We start from the raw sequence: 14660 nt of genomic DNA, 5'->3' as shown, positions 1-14660 counted from the left end.
AAATAAAATAAAAGGTCAGTAGTTCAATTGGTAGAGCAGCGGTCTCCAAAACCGCAAGTTGGGGGTTCGAGTCCCTCCTGGCCTGCCAAATAATTAAGACAGTGATGCAATTTTGCTCACTGTCTTTTTTATTTTTCTTGATATTATATTTTCTGTGTGTTATTTTATACCCTACGTTTTAAAGGAGTATCATTCTTGTGAAAAAGAGTCAGAATTTTAATAAAGTTTGGGTGAGTGGAGCTACTAAACCTACAGAAGTGACAAGGATTTCAAGTTCGCTTAACGTTTTGCTGTGGTTTGCTGCTACCGTTGTTGTGATTTTGGGTGTTATGGTTACTATGGCTTCAGGTATTTGGGGTTTTGATTATAGTTCTTATAATACATCAATTGCCGTAGTGGTTGTTCTTGTGGCGCTAGTTATTGCAAGGTTTACTAATCAGGGTCGTAGATTTCGGGCTTTTTTTAATGCTTCAAAACTGGAGTTGTCCAAAGTGGTTTGGCCTACACGCAAAGAAACTATGACTATATCTGCTATGGTTATAGTGGTGGTTATCATTTTTGCTATCTTTATATCTATATTTGGTTTGGTATTTGAAAAATTTATTCAATATTTCCTAGGTTAATAGGGGTTTACAATTATGCTTTGGTATGTCGTGCAGGTGCACTCAGGTTATGAAAAAAGAGTAAAAACTCAGTTGGAAGAAAATATTAAAATAGCTGGTTTGGAAAATAGTTTTGGTAGAATACTTGTTCCTACTGAGAATGTGGTAGAGATGAGAGCAGGTCAAAAGCGTAAAAGTGAACGTAAGTATTTTCCAGGGTATGTTTTGGTAGAGGCCGACCTTACTACAGATGCTTGGCAGCTTGTAAAGTCAGTTCCTAGAGTATTAACTGTTGTTGGTTCAAGAGGTAAGCCTATTCCATTAAGTAAGCAAGAAGTTGATAAGATTCTTAGTTTCATGGAAGGTAATAAAAATACTATTGAGCCAAGACTTAGAAAGTCGTATCAGGTTGGTGAAGTGGTTAGAGTCCTTGAGGGACCATTTAATGACTTTACTGGTGTGGTAGAAGAAGTTAACTATGAAAAATCAAGGTTAAGGGTGGCTGTATCTATATTTGGTAGATCTACGCCTGTTGAGCTTGAATTTTCACAAGTTGAAAAAGAGTCTTAGTTTAAGAAATAAACTAAGTCATAGGGAGCTTATATTTAAATAATATGAGTGCTATTAACCTAAATTTTGGAGAAAACAATGGCTAAGAAAAAAGTAGAAGCTATTATTAAATTGCAAGTTGCTGCTGGTAAAGCTAATCCAAGTCCTCCTATAGGACCTGCATTAGGTCAGCGTGGTGTTAATATTATGGGATTCTGTAAGGAATTCAATGCTAAAACTCAGGGTATGGAGCCAGGTATGCCTATCCCTGTTGAGATTTCTGTATATAGCGATCGCAGTTTCACTTTTGAGCTGAAAACTCCGCCAGCTTCTTATTTGATTAAAAAAGCTGTCAAAATAAAATCAGGTTCTTCAAACCCTTCGAAAGAGTTTGTTGGTACTATTACTCGTGAGCAGTTAGAAGAGATTGCTAAAGTAAAAGATCCTGACTTGACAGCTGCTGATTTAGATGCTGCTGTAAGAATTATTGCTGGTAGTGCTCGTAGTATGGGCGTAAAAGTAGAAGGGGTTGCGTAATGGCTAAAATTTCAAAAAGAATGAAAACTATAGCAGCTAAGATAGATGCTGAAAAAAAATATCCTGTAGCAGAAGCTTTTGATATTTTAAGAGATGTTTCTTCAGTTAAGTTTGTTGAATCTGTGGATGTGTCAGTTGCTTTAGGTGTTGATCCTCGTAAATCTGATCAAGTGGTTAGAGGGGCTTCTGTGTTACCCAATGGTACAGGTAAAAGTGTTAGAGTAGCAGTTTTTGCAAAAGGTCCTGCTGCTGATGCAGCTAAAGAAGCTGGTGCAGATATCGTTGGTATGGAAGATCTTGCGGATGAGGTTAAAAAAGGTAATATGAATTTTGATGTTGTGATCGCTTCTCCTGATTCTATGAGAGTGGTTGGACAGTTGGGTCAAATTTTAGGTCCTAAAGGACTTATGCCAAATCCTAAAGTTGGTACTGTAACTATGGATGTTGCTAAAGCTGTAAGAGATGCTAAAGCAGGTCAGGTTAGATATAGGGTTGACAAAGCAGGTATTATACATACAACTATTGGTAAGGTTAATTTTACTTCAGATGCGCTAAAACAAAACCTAGAGCAGCTTTTGATTGATCTTAAAAAAGCAAAACCATCTGTTTCTAAAGGCATATATCTGAAGAAAGTTTCTGTGTCTAGTACTATGGGCCCAGGAATAGCAGTTGACTTTTCAGATTTAAGTATATAGAATAATACTTTGCAATTTCTTTGGGTTGTATGTGAATACAACGTTAAAGACCGTAGGAGCTAAGCTTGCTTGGCTTAATATTTATCCTACGCAGACGATGTTGACAACCTTTTTTGGTCTAAATATCGTGTTAAATTAAATAAAAGTGTAGACAATATAAGGAGTCGATTATGGCACTTAGAATAGAGGATAAAAAAGCAATTGTCGCTGAAGTTGCTGAACAGGTGTCCTTGGCGTTGTCTGCGGCAGTAGCCGACTATCGTGGTTTGACTGTTAATGAAATGACTTCATTAAGAAAACAAGCTCGTGAGTCAGGAGTTTATTTAAGGGTTGTTCGTAACAACTTAGCACGTTTAGCAATTAAAGGAACTAATTTTGAGTGTTTATCAGATGCTCTTAAAGGTCCTCTTGTTCTTGCTCTTTCTAAGGATGAGCCAGGTGCAGCAGCTAAGCTATTTAAAAACTTTCAAAAAGACCATAAGGCTTTTGAAGTTAAAAATTTAGCTATGTCTGGTGAACTGTTTGGTCCAGAAAAGTTAGATGACTTTGCTAAGCTTCCTAGTCGGGAAGAGGCACTTGCTACATTACTTAGTGTTATGCAAGCACCGGTTACTAAGTTTGTTCGTACCCTTAATGAGATTCCTTCTCAGGTGGTACGAGTATTTGCTGCTGTTGGAGATAGTAAATAATTGCATTGGCTTACTAGAAGAGCTAAACAAAGAATTAATTGTTAAATAAATAGGAGTTATAAAATGGCTATAACAAAAGAAGATATCCTAAATGCTGTTGCTGAGATGAGCGTAATGGATGTGTGTGATTTGGTTAAAATGATGGAAGATAAGTTTGGTGTATCTGCTGCAGCTGCTGTTGCTGTTGCTGCTGGTCCAGTTGCTGGTCCAGCTGAAGCTGCTGAAGAAAAAACTGAATTTGACGTTGTTTTAGTTGATGCAGGTTCAAATAAGATCGCTGCGATCAAGGCGGTTAGAGGTGTTACAGGTTTAGGTCTTAAAGAAGCTAAAGATGCTGTAGAAGGTACTCCTTTTACAGTTAAAGAAGCTGCTTCTAAAGAAGAAGCTGAAGCTCTTAAGAAGCAACTTGAAGAAGCTGGCGCTAAAGTTGAGCTTAAATAATAATATTCATAAAAAGTAATTTTTAGGAATTATGGCTAGTGGTCATTTATATGGCTTCTAGTCTTTCTAGTATTGAAAGATACATAGGTTGGTGCAAATATATTCATGTTTGCTTTTTATTTTGTGTAAACAAAATCTTAAGGGTTTTTTGATGTCTTACTCATACGCTGAGAAAAAAAGAATTCGTAAAGAGTTTGGGGAACTACCTCATATCTTGGATGTGCCATATTTACTCTCCATTCAAACAGAGTCATATAAAAAATTTTTAAATCCTGAAGGGACTAAAGGTAGAGAACGTTCTGGTTTGGAGCAGGTGCTTAAACAGTCTTTTCCTGTGGAAAGTAAAAATGGACAATATGAACTTCATTATGTTGATTATCAAATTGGTGAGCCAACATTTGATGAGAGCGAATGCCAGGTTCGTGGAGCTACTTATGACGCTCCTCTTAATGTTAAGATGAGGTTGGTTGTTTATAATAAAGAGGCTCTTCCAAATGAAAAAATCGTTGAAGATATTAGAGAAGAGTATGTATATATGGGTGATATCCCTCTAATGACAACAAACGGTACTTTTATTGTTAATGGTACTGAAAGGGTAGTCGTTTCTCAGTTACATAGGTCTCCGGGAGCATTTTTTAGTAAAGATGACACAGAAGAAGGGGCTTTTTCTGCACGTATAATCCCGTATAGAGGTTCATGGTTAGATTTTGAATTTGATTCGAAAGGTATAATCTGGGCTAGGATAGATAGGAAAAGAAAAATTTGTGCAACTGTTATTTTAAAGGCACTTGGATATTCGCAAGAAGATATTTTAGAACATTTTTCTACTACTAAAACGATTAAATTTGACGGTGAAAATTTTGGCTTGAAGTTGGGCGATCTTTCTTTAATAAAAGGCGAGTTACTAAAATTTGACATCATAGATTCAAAAGGTGATGTAATAGCAAAGAAAAATAAAAAGATTACTTCGAAAGATGTTAAGAAAATAAAAGAAGCAGGTATAGATTCTGTAGCTATAGACTTTGATCTGGTGAGTACCCTTAGGGTGGCAAAAGATGTTATCAGTGAGAATTCAGGTGAAGTTATAGCTTATGCAAATAATGATATTACAGAAGGTTTATTAGACGCTTGTATAAAAGCGGGAATGTATGAGTTAGAGGTTGTAGATTTTATAACTACAGAAAAAGGTAGGTATATTTCTGACACTCTTAAGTATGATGTTACAAAAAATACTGATGAAGCTTTGGTTGAGATTTATAAGGTTTTAAGACCTGGTGATCCTCCAGCAGCAGCATCTGTAAAGGCTTTATTTGAAGGGTTATTTTTTATTGAAAGTAGATATAGCTTATCTGATATTGGTAGAATGAAATTAAACGCAAGATTAGGTTCTGACAAGGTTTCTAAAGACGTTTATACTCTTGAAAATAGTGATATAGTTGGTGTCCTTGAAGAGCTTATTAAGATCCGTGATGGTAAAGGAAAAGTGGACGATATAGATCATCTTGGTAACAGACGTGTTCGTTCTGTTGGTGAAATGGTCGAGAACCAATTTAGAATAGGTCTTTACCGTGTAGAAAAAGGAATCCGTGAGAGCATGTCTTTGGTACATAAAGATAAGTTAATGCCGAAAGATATAGTTAACTCTAAGCCTATAACAGCTTCGATAAAAGAGTTTTTTACTTCTGGAGCATTATCTCAATTTATGGATCAAGATAATCCACTATCAGAAGTTACACATAAAAGAAGAATTTCAGCGTTAGGTCCTGGTGGTTTATCTCGTGATAGAGCTGGTTTTGAAGTTCGTGACGTTCATGCAACTCACTACGGTAGATTATGTCCTATTGAAACACCAGAGGGACCAAACATTGGTCTTATTAACTCTTTAGCAATTTATTCTAGGGTAAATGATTATGGTTTCTTAGAGGCTCCTTATAGAAAAGTTGTTAACGGTAGAGTTACAGATGAAATTGAGTATTTATCAGCAACTGACGAAGATAACTATGTAATTGCTCAAGCTTCAACTCAACTTGATGAAAATAACCATTTTGTTGATGAATTGATCCAATGTCGTTCAGGTGGTGAAGCAATGTTTACTGAATCTAGTAGAGTTCAGTATATGGATGTTTCTGCTAAACAGATGGTTTCGGCAGCTGCAGCATTAATTCCTTTCTTAGAGCATGATGATGCAAACAGGGTATTGATGGGTGCAAACATGCAACGTCAAGCAGTCCCAACTCTTAAGTCAGAGAAGCCTTTAGTTGGTACTGGGATAGAGAAGATTGTTGCTAGAGACTCAGGTAACTGTATTATTGCTAGAAACCCAGGAACGATTGTTGAGGTTGACTCAAACAGAATAGTAGTTAAGGTAAATACTGAAAAATCTAAAACTAATAGATTAGTAGACATATATAGTTTAACTAAATTCAAACGCTCAAATAAAAATACTTGTATTAACCAGCGTCCTATAGTTAATGTTGGTGATAAAGTTGAGCAAGGTGATATCTTAGCAGATGGCTTTGCAACCGATTTTGGTGAATTATCTTTAGGGCATAATCTAATGGTTGCATTTATGCCATGGAATGGTTATAACTTTGAGGATTCGATTCTATTGTCAGAAAGAATTGTTAAAGACGATAAGTATACAAGCATACATATCGAAGAGTTTACTTGCGTTGCTCGTGATACTAAACTTGGACCAGAGGAAATAACAGCAGATATTCCAAATGTTAGTGAAAGTAGCTTAGTTAAGTTGGATGAATCTGGTATTGTCCATATAGGTGCTAATGTTGAATCTGGTGATATTCTTGTAGCTAAAATTACACCAAAGGCAGAGCAGCAGTTAACTCCAGAAGAAAGGTTACTTAGAGCAATCTTTAATGAAAAAGCATCAAACGTTGCAGATAGTTCATTAAGGATGCCTAGTGGCACTTCAGGCACAGTTATTAATGTTCAAGTATTTGAAAATGATAAAGGTGGTAAGAGTCATAGAGCTTTAAAAATAGAAAAAGAGCTTATAGAAAAAACACGTAAAGACTTTGACGAAGAATTTAGTGTTATTGAATCTATAGTTAAACAATCTATTGAAAAGGATATTGTGGGTGCTGAGATTCTTAAAGCTAAAGGACTTAAAAAAGGAGCTATTTTAACGAAAGAGTTTTTAGAAAAGCTGCCTTTTTCAAAATGGTTAGAAATTTCGTTTGAAGACGAGAAGTTAAACACTAAGGTGCAAAAAACTAAAGAATACTATGATGAAGCAAAATTAGCAGTAGACGCTAGATTTGAGGCTAAGAAAAAGTCTATAACTCAAAGTAATGAGCTATCTCCTGGTGTGTTAAAAACAGTAAAAGTATTTGTCGCTATTAAAAAGCGTATACAGCCTGGTGATAAGATGGCAGGGCGTCATGGTAACAAAGGTGTGGTATCCCGCGTATTACCTATTGAAGATATGCCATACATGGAAGATGGTACTCCAGTAGATGTTTGTTTGAATCCATTAGGTATACCATCACGTATGAATATTGGTCAGATCTTAGAAGCACATATGGGATTAGCTTCTTATGGTTTGGGTAAAAAGATAGAAAAAACTTTAGATCAAACTAGAAAAGCTGCTGAGCTTAGAAAGACTTTAGATGAAGTATATAACACTGTTGGTGGTAAGAAAGTAGACTTAGAGGCTTTAAGTGATGAAGAAATCTTACAGCTTTGTGAAAATCTTAAAGGTGGTGTGCCAATCGCAACGCCAGTATTTGATGGAGCTAAAGAAGAAGATATTAAATCGCTACTTCAACTAGGTGGTTTTGCAACAGATGGTCAAATGAAATTGTTTGATGGTCGTACTGGTAAAGCATTTGACAGACATGTAACTGTCGGGTTTATGTATATGCTTAAGCTTGATCACTTGGTAGATGATAAAATGCATGCTAGATCGACTGGTTCATATAGTTTGGTTACACAACAACCACTTGGTGGTAAGGCCCAGTTTGGTGGTCAAAGATTCGGTGAGATGGAAGTTTGGGCGTTACAAGCTTATGGTGCAGCTTATACATTAAGAGAGATGCTAACAGTTAAGTCTGATGATATAGCTGGAAGGTCAAAAATGTATAAGAACATAGTTGATGGTAAGCTAACTATGAACGTTGATGTTCCAGAATCCTTTAACGTTTTAAGAAATGAAGTTAGAGCGTTAGGTATAGATATGGATTTTGACTACTCAGCAGAGCAAGAATAAGCATCTTTAATAGAGTAACTTATTTTTTTTATTAAAATAAAAGTATAGGAGAGCTACCTGTGAATAACGGTATCCTACATCAAAACTACAATAGTAAAAAGTTTGATATTATAAAAATATCTTTAGCATCACCAGAGGTTATACGCTCGTGGTCTCATGGTGAGGTTAAAAAACCAGAAACTATTAACTATAGAACATTTAAGCCAGAGAGAGATGGTTTATTTTGTGCTAAAATTTTTGGTCCTGTTAAAGATTATGAATGTTTATGTGGTAAATATAAGCGTTTAAAACATCGTGGTGTGGTATGTGAGCGTTGTGGTGTTGAAGTTGAGCAAGCTAAAGTAAGAAGAGAAAGAATGGGACACATTGATTTAGTGTGTCCAGTAGTACATATTTGGTATCTAAAATCTTTACCTTCTAGGATAGGTTTGTTTTTAGACATGCCTCTTAAAAATGTAGAGAAGGTATTATACTTTGAGTCATATATAGTTACTGATCCTGGTATGACTCCATTAGAGAAAAAACAATTACTTACTGATGAAGAATACATAGAAGCTCTAGAAAACTATGGATATGAGTTTGAAGCTTCTATGGGTGCAGAGGCTATTAGAGAATTATTATCTGATACTGATATCGAATCAGAAATAGAGCAGCTTCAAGTTGAATATGAAGAAAGCAAATCTGCAGCTAAAAAAGAAAAAGCTATAAGAAGATTAAGGCTTCTAGAGACTTTTCAAGCTTCTGGTAATAAACCTGAGTGGATGGTAATGACTGTCTTACCAGTTCTTCCTCCTGATTTAAGACCACTTGTACCAATAGAAGGTGGTAGGTTTGCTACATCTGATCTTAATGATTTATATCGTAGAGTAATAAATAGAAACAACAGACTTAAAAAGCTATTAGACCTTAATGCCCCTGATATTATTGTTAGAAATGAAAAAAGGATGTTACAAGAGGCTGTTGATGCTTTATTAGACAATGGTAGACGTGGAAGGGCGGTAACAGGTTCAAATAAACGTCCTCTTAAATCATTAGCTGATATGATTAAAGGTAAACAAGGTCGTTTCCGTCAAAACTTATTAGGTAAGCGTGTTGACTATTCTGGACGTTCTGTAATTACAGTAGGCCCATCTTTAAGATTGCACGAGTGTGGTCTACCTAAGAAGATGGCTTTAGAGTTGTTTAAGCCATTTGTTTACTCTAAGCTAAGATTTGGTGGGCATGCAACAACTATTAAACAAGCTAAAAGAATGGTTGAGCTAGAGGAATCTGTAGTTTGGGATATTTTAGAAGTTGTAATTAATGAGCATCCAGTACTATTAAACAGGGCTCCTACACTTCATAGGTTAGGTATTCAAGCATTTGAGCCGAAGCTTATCGAAGGAAAAGCTATTCAGTTGCACCCATTAGTGTGTGCGGCTTTTAACGCTGACTTTGACGGTGACCAAATGGCTGTTCACGTGCCATTAACAGTTGAGTCTCAGCTAGAAGCTAGAGTTTTGATGATGTCTACTAATAACATCTTATCACCAGCTTCAGGACAGCCTATTATCACTCCTACTCAAGATATAGTGTTAGGTTTATACTATATTACAAGAGAGAAAGATGGAGCAAAAGGAGAAGGTAAATTATTTGCAAGTTATGAAGATGTTAGTAGAGCGTATAACTCTGGAACTATAGATATCCATGCTAAAATCAAATTAAGAGTGGATAGACAAGTATTTGATACTAAAGGTAACACTTATAATGAAAAAGGCGTTGTTAATACAACTGTTGGTAGAGCATTGCTTATCAATATATTACCTGAAGGATTATCATTCTCGTTAATTAATAAGGTTTTAGTTAAGAAAGAAATCTCTAAGATTATTAACCAAGCATTTAGAGTATTGGGTGGTAAAGCTACAGTCGTTCTAGCTGATAAGCTTATGTATGCTGGTTTTAAATACTCCACTATTTCTGGTATTTCTGTAGGTATAAATGATATGACTATACCTGCTGATAAGGACACTAAGGTAGAAAAAGCAGAACAAGAAATTAAGCATGTAACAGAGCAATACCAGTCTTCACTTATTACTGAGAATGAAAGATACAATAATATAATCAATATTTGGAGTAAAACTTCAGATGAGGTTGGTGCTTCGATGATGGATGCTATATCTAAAGATAAAGTTATTGTTAGCGGTCAAGAAAAAGAGATTGAATCATTTAACTCTGTATATATGATGGCTAAATCTGGTGCTAGAGGTTCTTATAACCAGATGAGACAGCTTGCAGGTATGCGTGGTTTGATGGCAAAACCTGATGGGACGATGATCGAGACGGCTATTACAGCTAACTTTAGAGAAGGTTTATCAGTATTACAATACTTTACATCGACTCACGGTGCTCGTAAAGGTTTGGCTGATACAGCTCTTAAAACAGCTAACGCTGGTTATTTAACTCGTAGACTAGTAGATGTAGCTCAGGATTTAGTAATCATTGAAGAAGACTGTGGTACAGATGATGGTTTAATGTTCTCAGCTATTGTAGAAGATGGTGAAGTTAAAGTGCCTCTTACAGAAAGAGCATTAGGTAGAACATTAGCGGCTGACGTTGTTACGGAAAAAGGTATCGTATTGTTAGAAGCAAATACTTTATTAGATGAAAATTTAGTAGAGCTATTAGATGATAATGGTATTGATATGATTAAGGTTAGATCACCAATCACATGTAAGACTCGTAGAGGATTGTGTGCTAAGTGTTATGGTAGAGATTTATCTCGAGAAAGAAAGGTTAATGTTGGTGAGTCTGTAGGTGTAATTGCAGCTCAATCAATTGGTGAGCCTGGTACTCAGTTAACAATGAGAACATTCCATACTGGCGGGGCAGCATCTTTAGGTGTAACAATTAGTGATATCAAAGTTAAAACTGCTGGTAAAATCAAGTTTAAAAATATTAGAACAGTAACAAATAAAGAAGGCCAAGACATTGTAATATCACGTGCTGCTGAAATCATTGTTTCTGATACTATGGGTAGGGTTAGAGAGCAGCACAGGATCCCTATGGGTGCAGTACTTCCTCTAGCAAGTGGTAAAGCAGTAGAGATTGGTGATGTGATAGCTACCTGGGATCCTCATGCGCAGCCAATAGTCACAGATGTCGCAGGTAAGGTTGTTTTAGAGGATGTTATTGATGGTATTACATCTAAACATACTTATGATGACCTAACTGGCCAGCAGACTATTGAAATAACGTCGCTATCTCAGAGAATTACTTCTAAAAACTTAAAACCGGTAGTTAAAATAGTTGACAATGATGGTAATGAGTTAAAATCAATAGCATTAGCTGTTGGGGCAGTGTTAAACGTTACTGAGGATATGCAAATTTCGATAGGAGATGTTGTTGCCAAAATTCCTCTAGAAGGGTCTAAGAATAAAGATATTACAGGGGGTCTGCCTCGTGTTGCTGAATTATTTGAGGCAAGACGTCCAAAAGAAGCTGCGATACTTTCTCCTTGTGATGGTATAGTTAGATTAGGTAATAGAGACACCAAAGAGAAGCAAAGAATAGAGATTTTAGACAAGCGTGGTCATATTGTTGAAGAAATATTACTGTCTAAATCTCGTCATTTGGTTGTATTTGATGGTGAGGCTGTCTCTAAGGGTGATGTATTAGCGGATGGTCCTACGGATCCGCATGATCTACTTAAATATAAAGGGTTAGAAGCCTTTGCTGACTATATCCTTTTTGAGGCTCAATCTGTATATCGTATGCAAGGTGTTGTAATTAATGATAAACACATTGAGACTATTGTTAGACAAATGCTTAGAAAGGCAGTTATTCTAGATGAAGGTGGCAGCAAATTTGTAAGAGAAGAAACGGTTGAGCTTGTTAGAATTCTTGAAGAGAATGATAAATTAAGTTTAGAAGGTAAAAAAGGAGTTGTATATGAACCAGTATTAATGGGTATTACTAGATCTTCTTTGTCTACTGAGTCTTTCTTATCAGCAGCATCTTTCCAAGAGACGACAAGAGTATTAACAGAAGCTTCTATTAATTCTCAGATTGATCAACTAAGAGGTCTTAAGGAAAATGTTCTAATTGGTAGATTAATTCCTACAGGTACAGGGCTGGCTGTCAGAAAAGAAGCAGCTAAAATTGAGAAGCTAAAAGAAGAGTTGGGGGTTGAAGATGGTATGGCATTTACAGATGCTACAGCATTTGGAATAGACAGTTCGTCTTTTGAGAATTATCAGCATGTAAGTGAGGAAAAAGATATAAATGATGATATCGAAGAATCATTAAGAAATGCTCTTGAATCATTAGACTTCTAAATCTTAAATTTTTACCCCAAATAAAATTTTATTATTCTAACTTTTTAAATTATACTATCTACATAACTTACACATTTATTAACGGTTAATATTTCGATGTTAGCGAAGCTTTTTTGGCAGATATTTTTTGGCATAGCGATCATACTTATAGTTATTTTATCTATATTAAATACTGACAGAGTTAGTTTTGACTACATATTCGGGATTACTACGTTACCATTGATAGTACTTATGTCAATAGCTTTTGTATTAGGTTTATTGTTAGGTTCTTTTATTACTAAGTTTATCCAAATAACAAAAACTTCTGGTGGCGCTAAAAAATAATGCTGATCCTGGGTATAGAAAGCTCGTGTGATGAAACTGGTATAGCTTTATATGATTTTTCTAAAAAGAAATTAATAGCAGATGCTTTGTATAGCCAAATAAGCTTACACAAAGATTATGGCGGAGTTGTACCAGAGCTAGCATCACGTGAACATATTGCAAAGCTTAATGTATTAACTAAAGAAATTATGAACAAGGCAAAAATTAGCTTCGCAGATATGGATTGTATTGCTTACACAGCTATGCCTGGTTTAGTTGGAGCTCTTATGGTTGGTGCAACGTTTGCTAAAACTTTAGGGTTTATGCATGATATTGACACTGTCGCAGTGCATCATTTGGAAGGACATTTACTTTCACCATTATTAGATGATAACAGCAGTATAGAATACCCTTTTATAGCTTTGCTAGTCTCAGGAGGGCATACTCAACTTTTCGAGGTTAGGAAATTTGGTGATTACCAGTTATTAGGGGAGTCTATAGATGATGCTGTTGGTGAGGCTTTTGATAAAACAGCAAAGTTGTTAGGAATGTCCTACCCCGGAGGGGTTGAAGTTGCTAATCTTGCTGAAAAAGCTTCTGATAAGAATAGGTATACTTTACCAAGACCAATGAAAAATAAAACTAATTTGGATTTTAGTTTTAGTGGTTTAAAAACAGCTGTTTTAAACACGTGGTATAATGAGTTAGAGCAAACCCAAGAAAATAAAGCTAACCTTTGCTATGCTTTTCAAGAGGCAGCTATAGAAGTTTTAGTAGCTAAATGTGATAAGGCACTAGCTGCAACAAAAAACAAAAGGTTGGTAGTGTCTGGTGGTGTAAGTGCAAATAAGTTTTTACGTAATAAATTAAATAATCTAAGCCAAAAGAAAAATTATCAGATATTTTTTCCACCAATGAAGTACTGTACAGATAATGGTGCAATGATAGCTCTTGCAGGGGCGTATAGGTATAATCAAGGTTTTAAGGATGATAACCTCGAAATTAATGTAAAAGCACGAGCAGTAATTTGATATATATTAAAGCTCTGTTATAAAGTTATCTTATGTGGTATTATCTATATTGAAAAGATTAAAGTTTAAATTTTTTCGTGAATTTATCAAAGAAAATTAAGGTTTTGAATGAATAATACAATAGATCAAACTTTCGAAAAAGAAGGAAGCATAGTTTGGAAAAGTGTCTTTGGACTACTAATAATTCCTTTATTTACCATAATAGCGGTACCATGGTATGGCTTTACATATGGTTTTCAGACATCTGATTATGTTTGTCTTATAGTTTTCTACTGTTTGACAGGCGTTAGTATAACTATGGGTTACCATAGATTGTGGTCACATAAAACATATAAAGCTAATAAGTTTGTTAGTTATTTTTTACTGATATTTGGTACAGCAGCGTTACAAAACAGTGTACTACAGTGGGCGTCAGATCATAGAAAGCATCATAAAGACGTTGATGATCCAGTGAAAGATCCGTATGCAGCTACTAGGGGCTTTTGGTATAGCCATTTTGGATGGTTGCTGAGATATAACACGCATGACGTCCAGGAAATAAAAGGCGTTAATGATTTAATGAAAGATAAGGCTTTAGTGTTCCAACATAAGCATTATACAATACTTGCTATATTAGCTTGTTTTGGTCTACCTGTGCTATACGGGGTGTTTACGGGTAGAATTTTAGCAAGTGTGCTTATGGGCGGGTTTCTTAGAGTTGTGTTAGTTCATCATGCAACTTTTTGTATTAACTCTTTGGCTCATACTATCGGTAGAAGACCATACTCAACAAAAAATACAGCTAGAGATAGTTTTATAACGGCTATAGTTACTGGTGGAGAGGGTTATCACAACTATCATCATGCTTTTGCTGGTGATTATAGGAATGGTATTAGATTTTTTGACTTTGACCCTTCAAAATGGTTTATTGCGGGTTTAGCTAAGATAGGTTGGTGTTATGACCTTAAGAAAACTCCTAAACATTTGGTTGAAATAGCAAAAGCAAAAGTTAAGTTAGAAGAAACTTTAAAAAGGAAAAATAACGCTTCACAACTTGGTATAGAAGAAAAATATACTAAATTTGTTGCTAATGTTAAAAGTATGTATGGTGCAAAACAAGAGTATCTTAAAGCTAAAAGAGATAACGTCTTGTCTAAAGCTGACATTCAAGCTATAAAATCAAGATATAAAGATCTTAAAATTGAGTTTGTTGAGGCTAAAAAGAAATACAAAGCTAGTACATTAGTGTAGTTCGGCTCATCATAAAGTTTTACACCTTCTAATAATTTAAGC

The 14660-nt window shown here is 35.4% G+C and carries 11 protein-coding genes and 1 tRNA gene; all 12 read left to right on the top strand.

What is annotated here, in order from left to right:
- The first annotated feature begins 12 nt into the window (after nucleotides 1–12).
- Nucleotides 13–88 (top strand) — tRNA-Trp (locus FRA_RS06655).
- Nucleotides 89–197: 109 nt separating this feature from the next.
- Nucleotides 198–623 (top strand): preprotein translocase subunit SecE, encoded by a 426-nt coding sequence (secE, locus tag FRA_RS06650; protein WP_035720143.1) that lies wholly within the window; start codon nucleotides 198–200, stop codon nucleotides 621–623.
- Between the two features lie 15 nt (nucleotides 624–638).
- Complete coding sequence (nusG, locus tag FRA_RS06645) at nucleotides 639–1172, top strand: transcription termination/antitermination protein NusG (protein WP_035720141.1); 534 nt, start codon at nucleotides 639–641, stop codon at nucleotides 1170–1172.
- A 78-nt stretch (nucleotides 1173–1250) separates the two neighbouring features.
- Nucleotides 1251–1688 (top strand): 50S ribosomal protein L11, encoded by a 438-nt coding sequence (gene rplK, locus FRA_RS06640; RefSeq protein WP_035720138.1) that lies wholly within the window; start codon nucleotides 1251–1253, stop codon nucleotides 1686–1688.
- Nucleotides 1688–2383: a 50S ribosomal protein L1 gene (gene rplA, locus FRA_RS06635; RefSeq protein ID WP_035720137.1), complete on the top strand. Its 696-nt coding sequence runs from the start codon at nucleotides 1688–1690 to the stop codon at nucleotides 2381–2383. The genes rplK and rplA overlap by 1 nt, the downstream gene beginning before the upstream one ends.
- Before the next feature lie 170 nt (nucleotides 2384–2553).
- Nucleotides 2554–3072 carry a 50S ribosomal protein L10 gene (rplJ, locus tag FRA_RS06630; RefSeq protein ID WP_035720135.1) on the top strand — a complete coding sequence of 173 codons (519 nt, stop codon included), beginning with the start codon at nucleotides 2554–2556 and terminating at the stop codon, nucleotides 3070–3072.
- Nucleotides 3073–3135: 63 nt separating this feature from the next.
- Complete coding sequence (gene rplL, locus FRA_RS06625) at nucleotides 3136–3513, top strand: 50S ribosomal protein L7/L12 (protein ID WP_035720133.1); 378 nt, start codon at nucleotides 3136–3138, stop codon at nucleotides 3511–3513.
- Nucleotides 3514–3664: 151 nt separating this feature from the next.
- Nucleotides 3665–7741 (top strand): DNA-directed RNA polymerase subunit beta, encoded by a 4077-nt coding sequence (gene rpoB / locus FRA_RS06620; RefSeq protein ID WP_035720132.1) that lies wholly within the window; start codon nucleotides 3665–3667, stop codon nucleotides 7739–7741.
- A gap of 59 nt (nucleotides 7742–7800) precedes the next feature.
- Nucleotides 7801–12054: a DNA-directed RNA polymerase subunit beta' gene (gene rpoC / locus FRA_RS06615; protein ID WP_035720131.1), complete on the top strand. Its 4254-nt coding sequence runs from the start codon at nucleotides 7801–7803 to the stop codon at nucleotides 12052–12054.
- Nucleotides 12055–12150: 96 nt separating this feature from the next.
- Nucleotides 12151–12378, top strand: a complete 228-nt coding sequence (locus FRA_RS06610; RefSeq protein WP_035720129.1) for a lipopolysaccharide assembly protein LapA domain-containing protein — start codon at nucleotides 12151–12153, stop codon at nucleotides 12376–12378.
- Entirely contained in the window at nucleotides 12378–13388 is a 1011-nt protein-coding gene (gene tsaD, locus FRA_RS06605; protein ID WP_035720128.1) for a tRNA (adenosine(37)-N6)-threonylcarbamoyltransferase complex transferase subunit TsaD, read from the top strand. The genes FRA_RS06610 and tsaD overlap by 1 nt, the downstream gene beginning before the upstream one ends.
- Before the next feature lie 108 nt (nucleotides 13389–13496).
- The gene (locus FRA_RS06600; protein WP_035720127.1) at nucleotides 13497–14618 is read left to right on the top strand and encodes a fatty acid desaturase; all 1122 of its coding nucleotides are present in this window, start codon (nucleotides 13497–13499) and stop codon (nucleotides 14616–14618) included.
- The last annotated feature ends 42 nt before the right edge of the window (nucleotides 14619–14660 follow it).

It is taken from the genome of Allofrancisella heilbronnii, assembly GCF_000710735.2.
Taxonomy (GTDB): domain Bacteria; phylum Pseudomonadota; class Gammaproteobacteria; order Francisellales; family Francisellaceae; genus Francisella; species Francisella frigidaquae.
The sequence above is the reverse complement of the archived record's forward strand: the minus strand, read 5'-3'. Positions and strand labels throughout refer to the sequence as shown.

Bases quoted from the DNA above. Each gene is read 5' to 3' on its own strand.
- nusG (WP_035720141.1), top strand. From the start codon at position 639: ATGCTTTGGTATGTCGTGCAGGTGCACTCAGGTTATGAAAAAAGAGTA.
- rplK (WP_035720138.1), top strand. From the start codon at position 1,251: ATGGCTAAGAAAAAAGTAGAAGCTATTATTAAATTGCAAGTTGCTGCT.
- rplA (WP_035720137.1), top strand. From the start codon at position 1,688: ATGGCTAAAATTTCAAAAAGAATGAAAACTATAGCAGCTAAGATAGAT.
- rplJ (WP_035720135.1), top strand. From the start codon at position 2,554: ATGGCACTTAGAATAGAGGATAAAAAAGCAATTGTCGCTGAAGTTGCT.
- rplL (WP_035720133.1), top strand. From the start codon at position 3,136: ATGGCTATAACAAAAGAAGATATCCTAAATGCTGTTGCTGAGATGAGC.
- rpoB (WP_035720132.1), top strand. From the start codon at position 3,665: ATGTCTTACTCATACGCTGAGAAAAAAAGAATTCGTAAAGAGTTTGGG.
- FRA_RS06610 (WP_035720129.1), top strand. From the start codon at position 12,151: ATGTTAGCGAAGCTTTTTTGGCAGATATTTTTTGGCATAGCGATCATA.
- tsaD (WP_035720128.1), top strand. From the start codon at position 12,378: ATGCTGATCCTGGGTATAGAAAGCTCGTGTGATGAAACTGGTATAGCT.
- FRA_RS06600 (WP_035720127.1), top strand. From the start codon at position 13,497: ATGAATAATACAATAGATCAAACTTTCGAAAAAGAAGGAAGCATAGTT.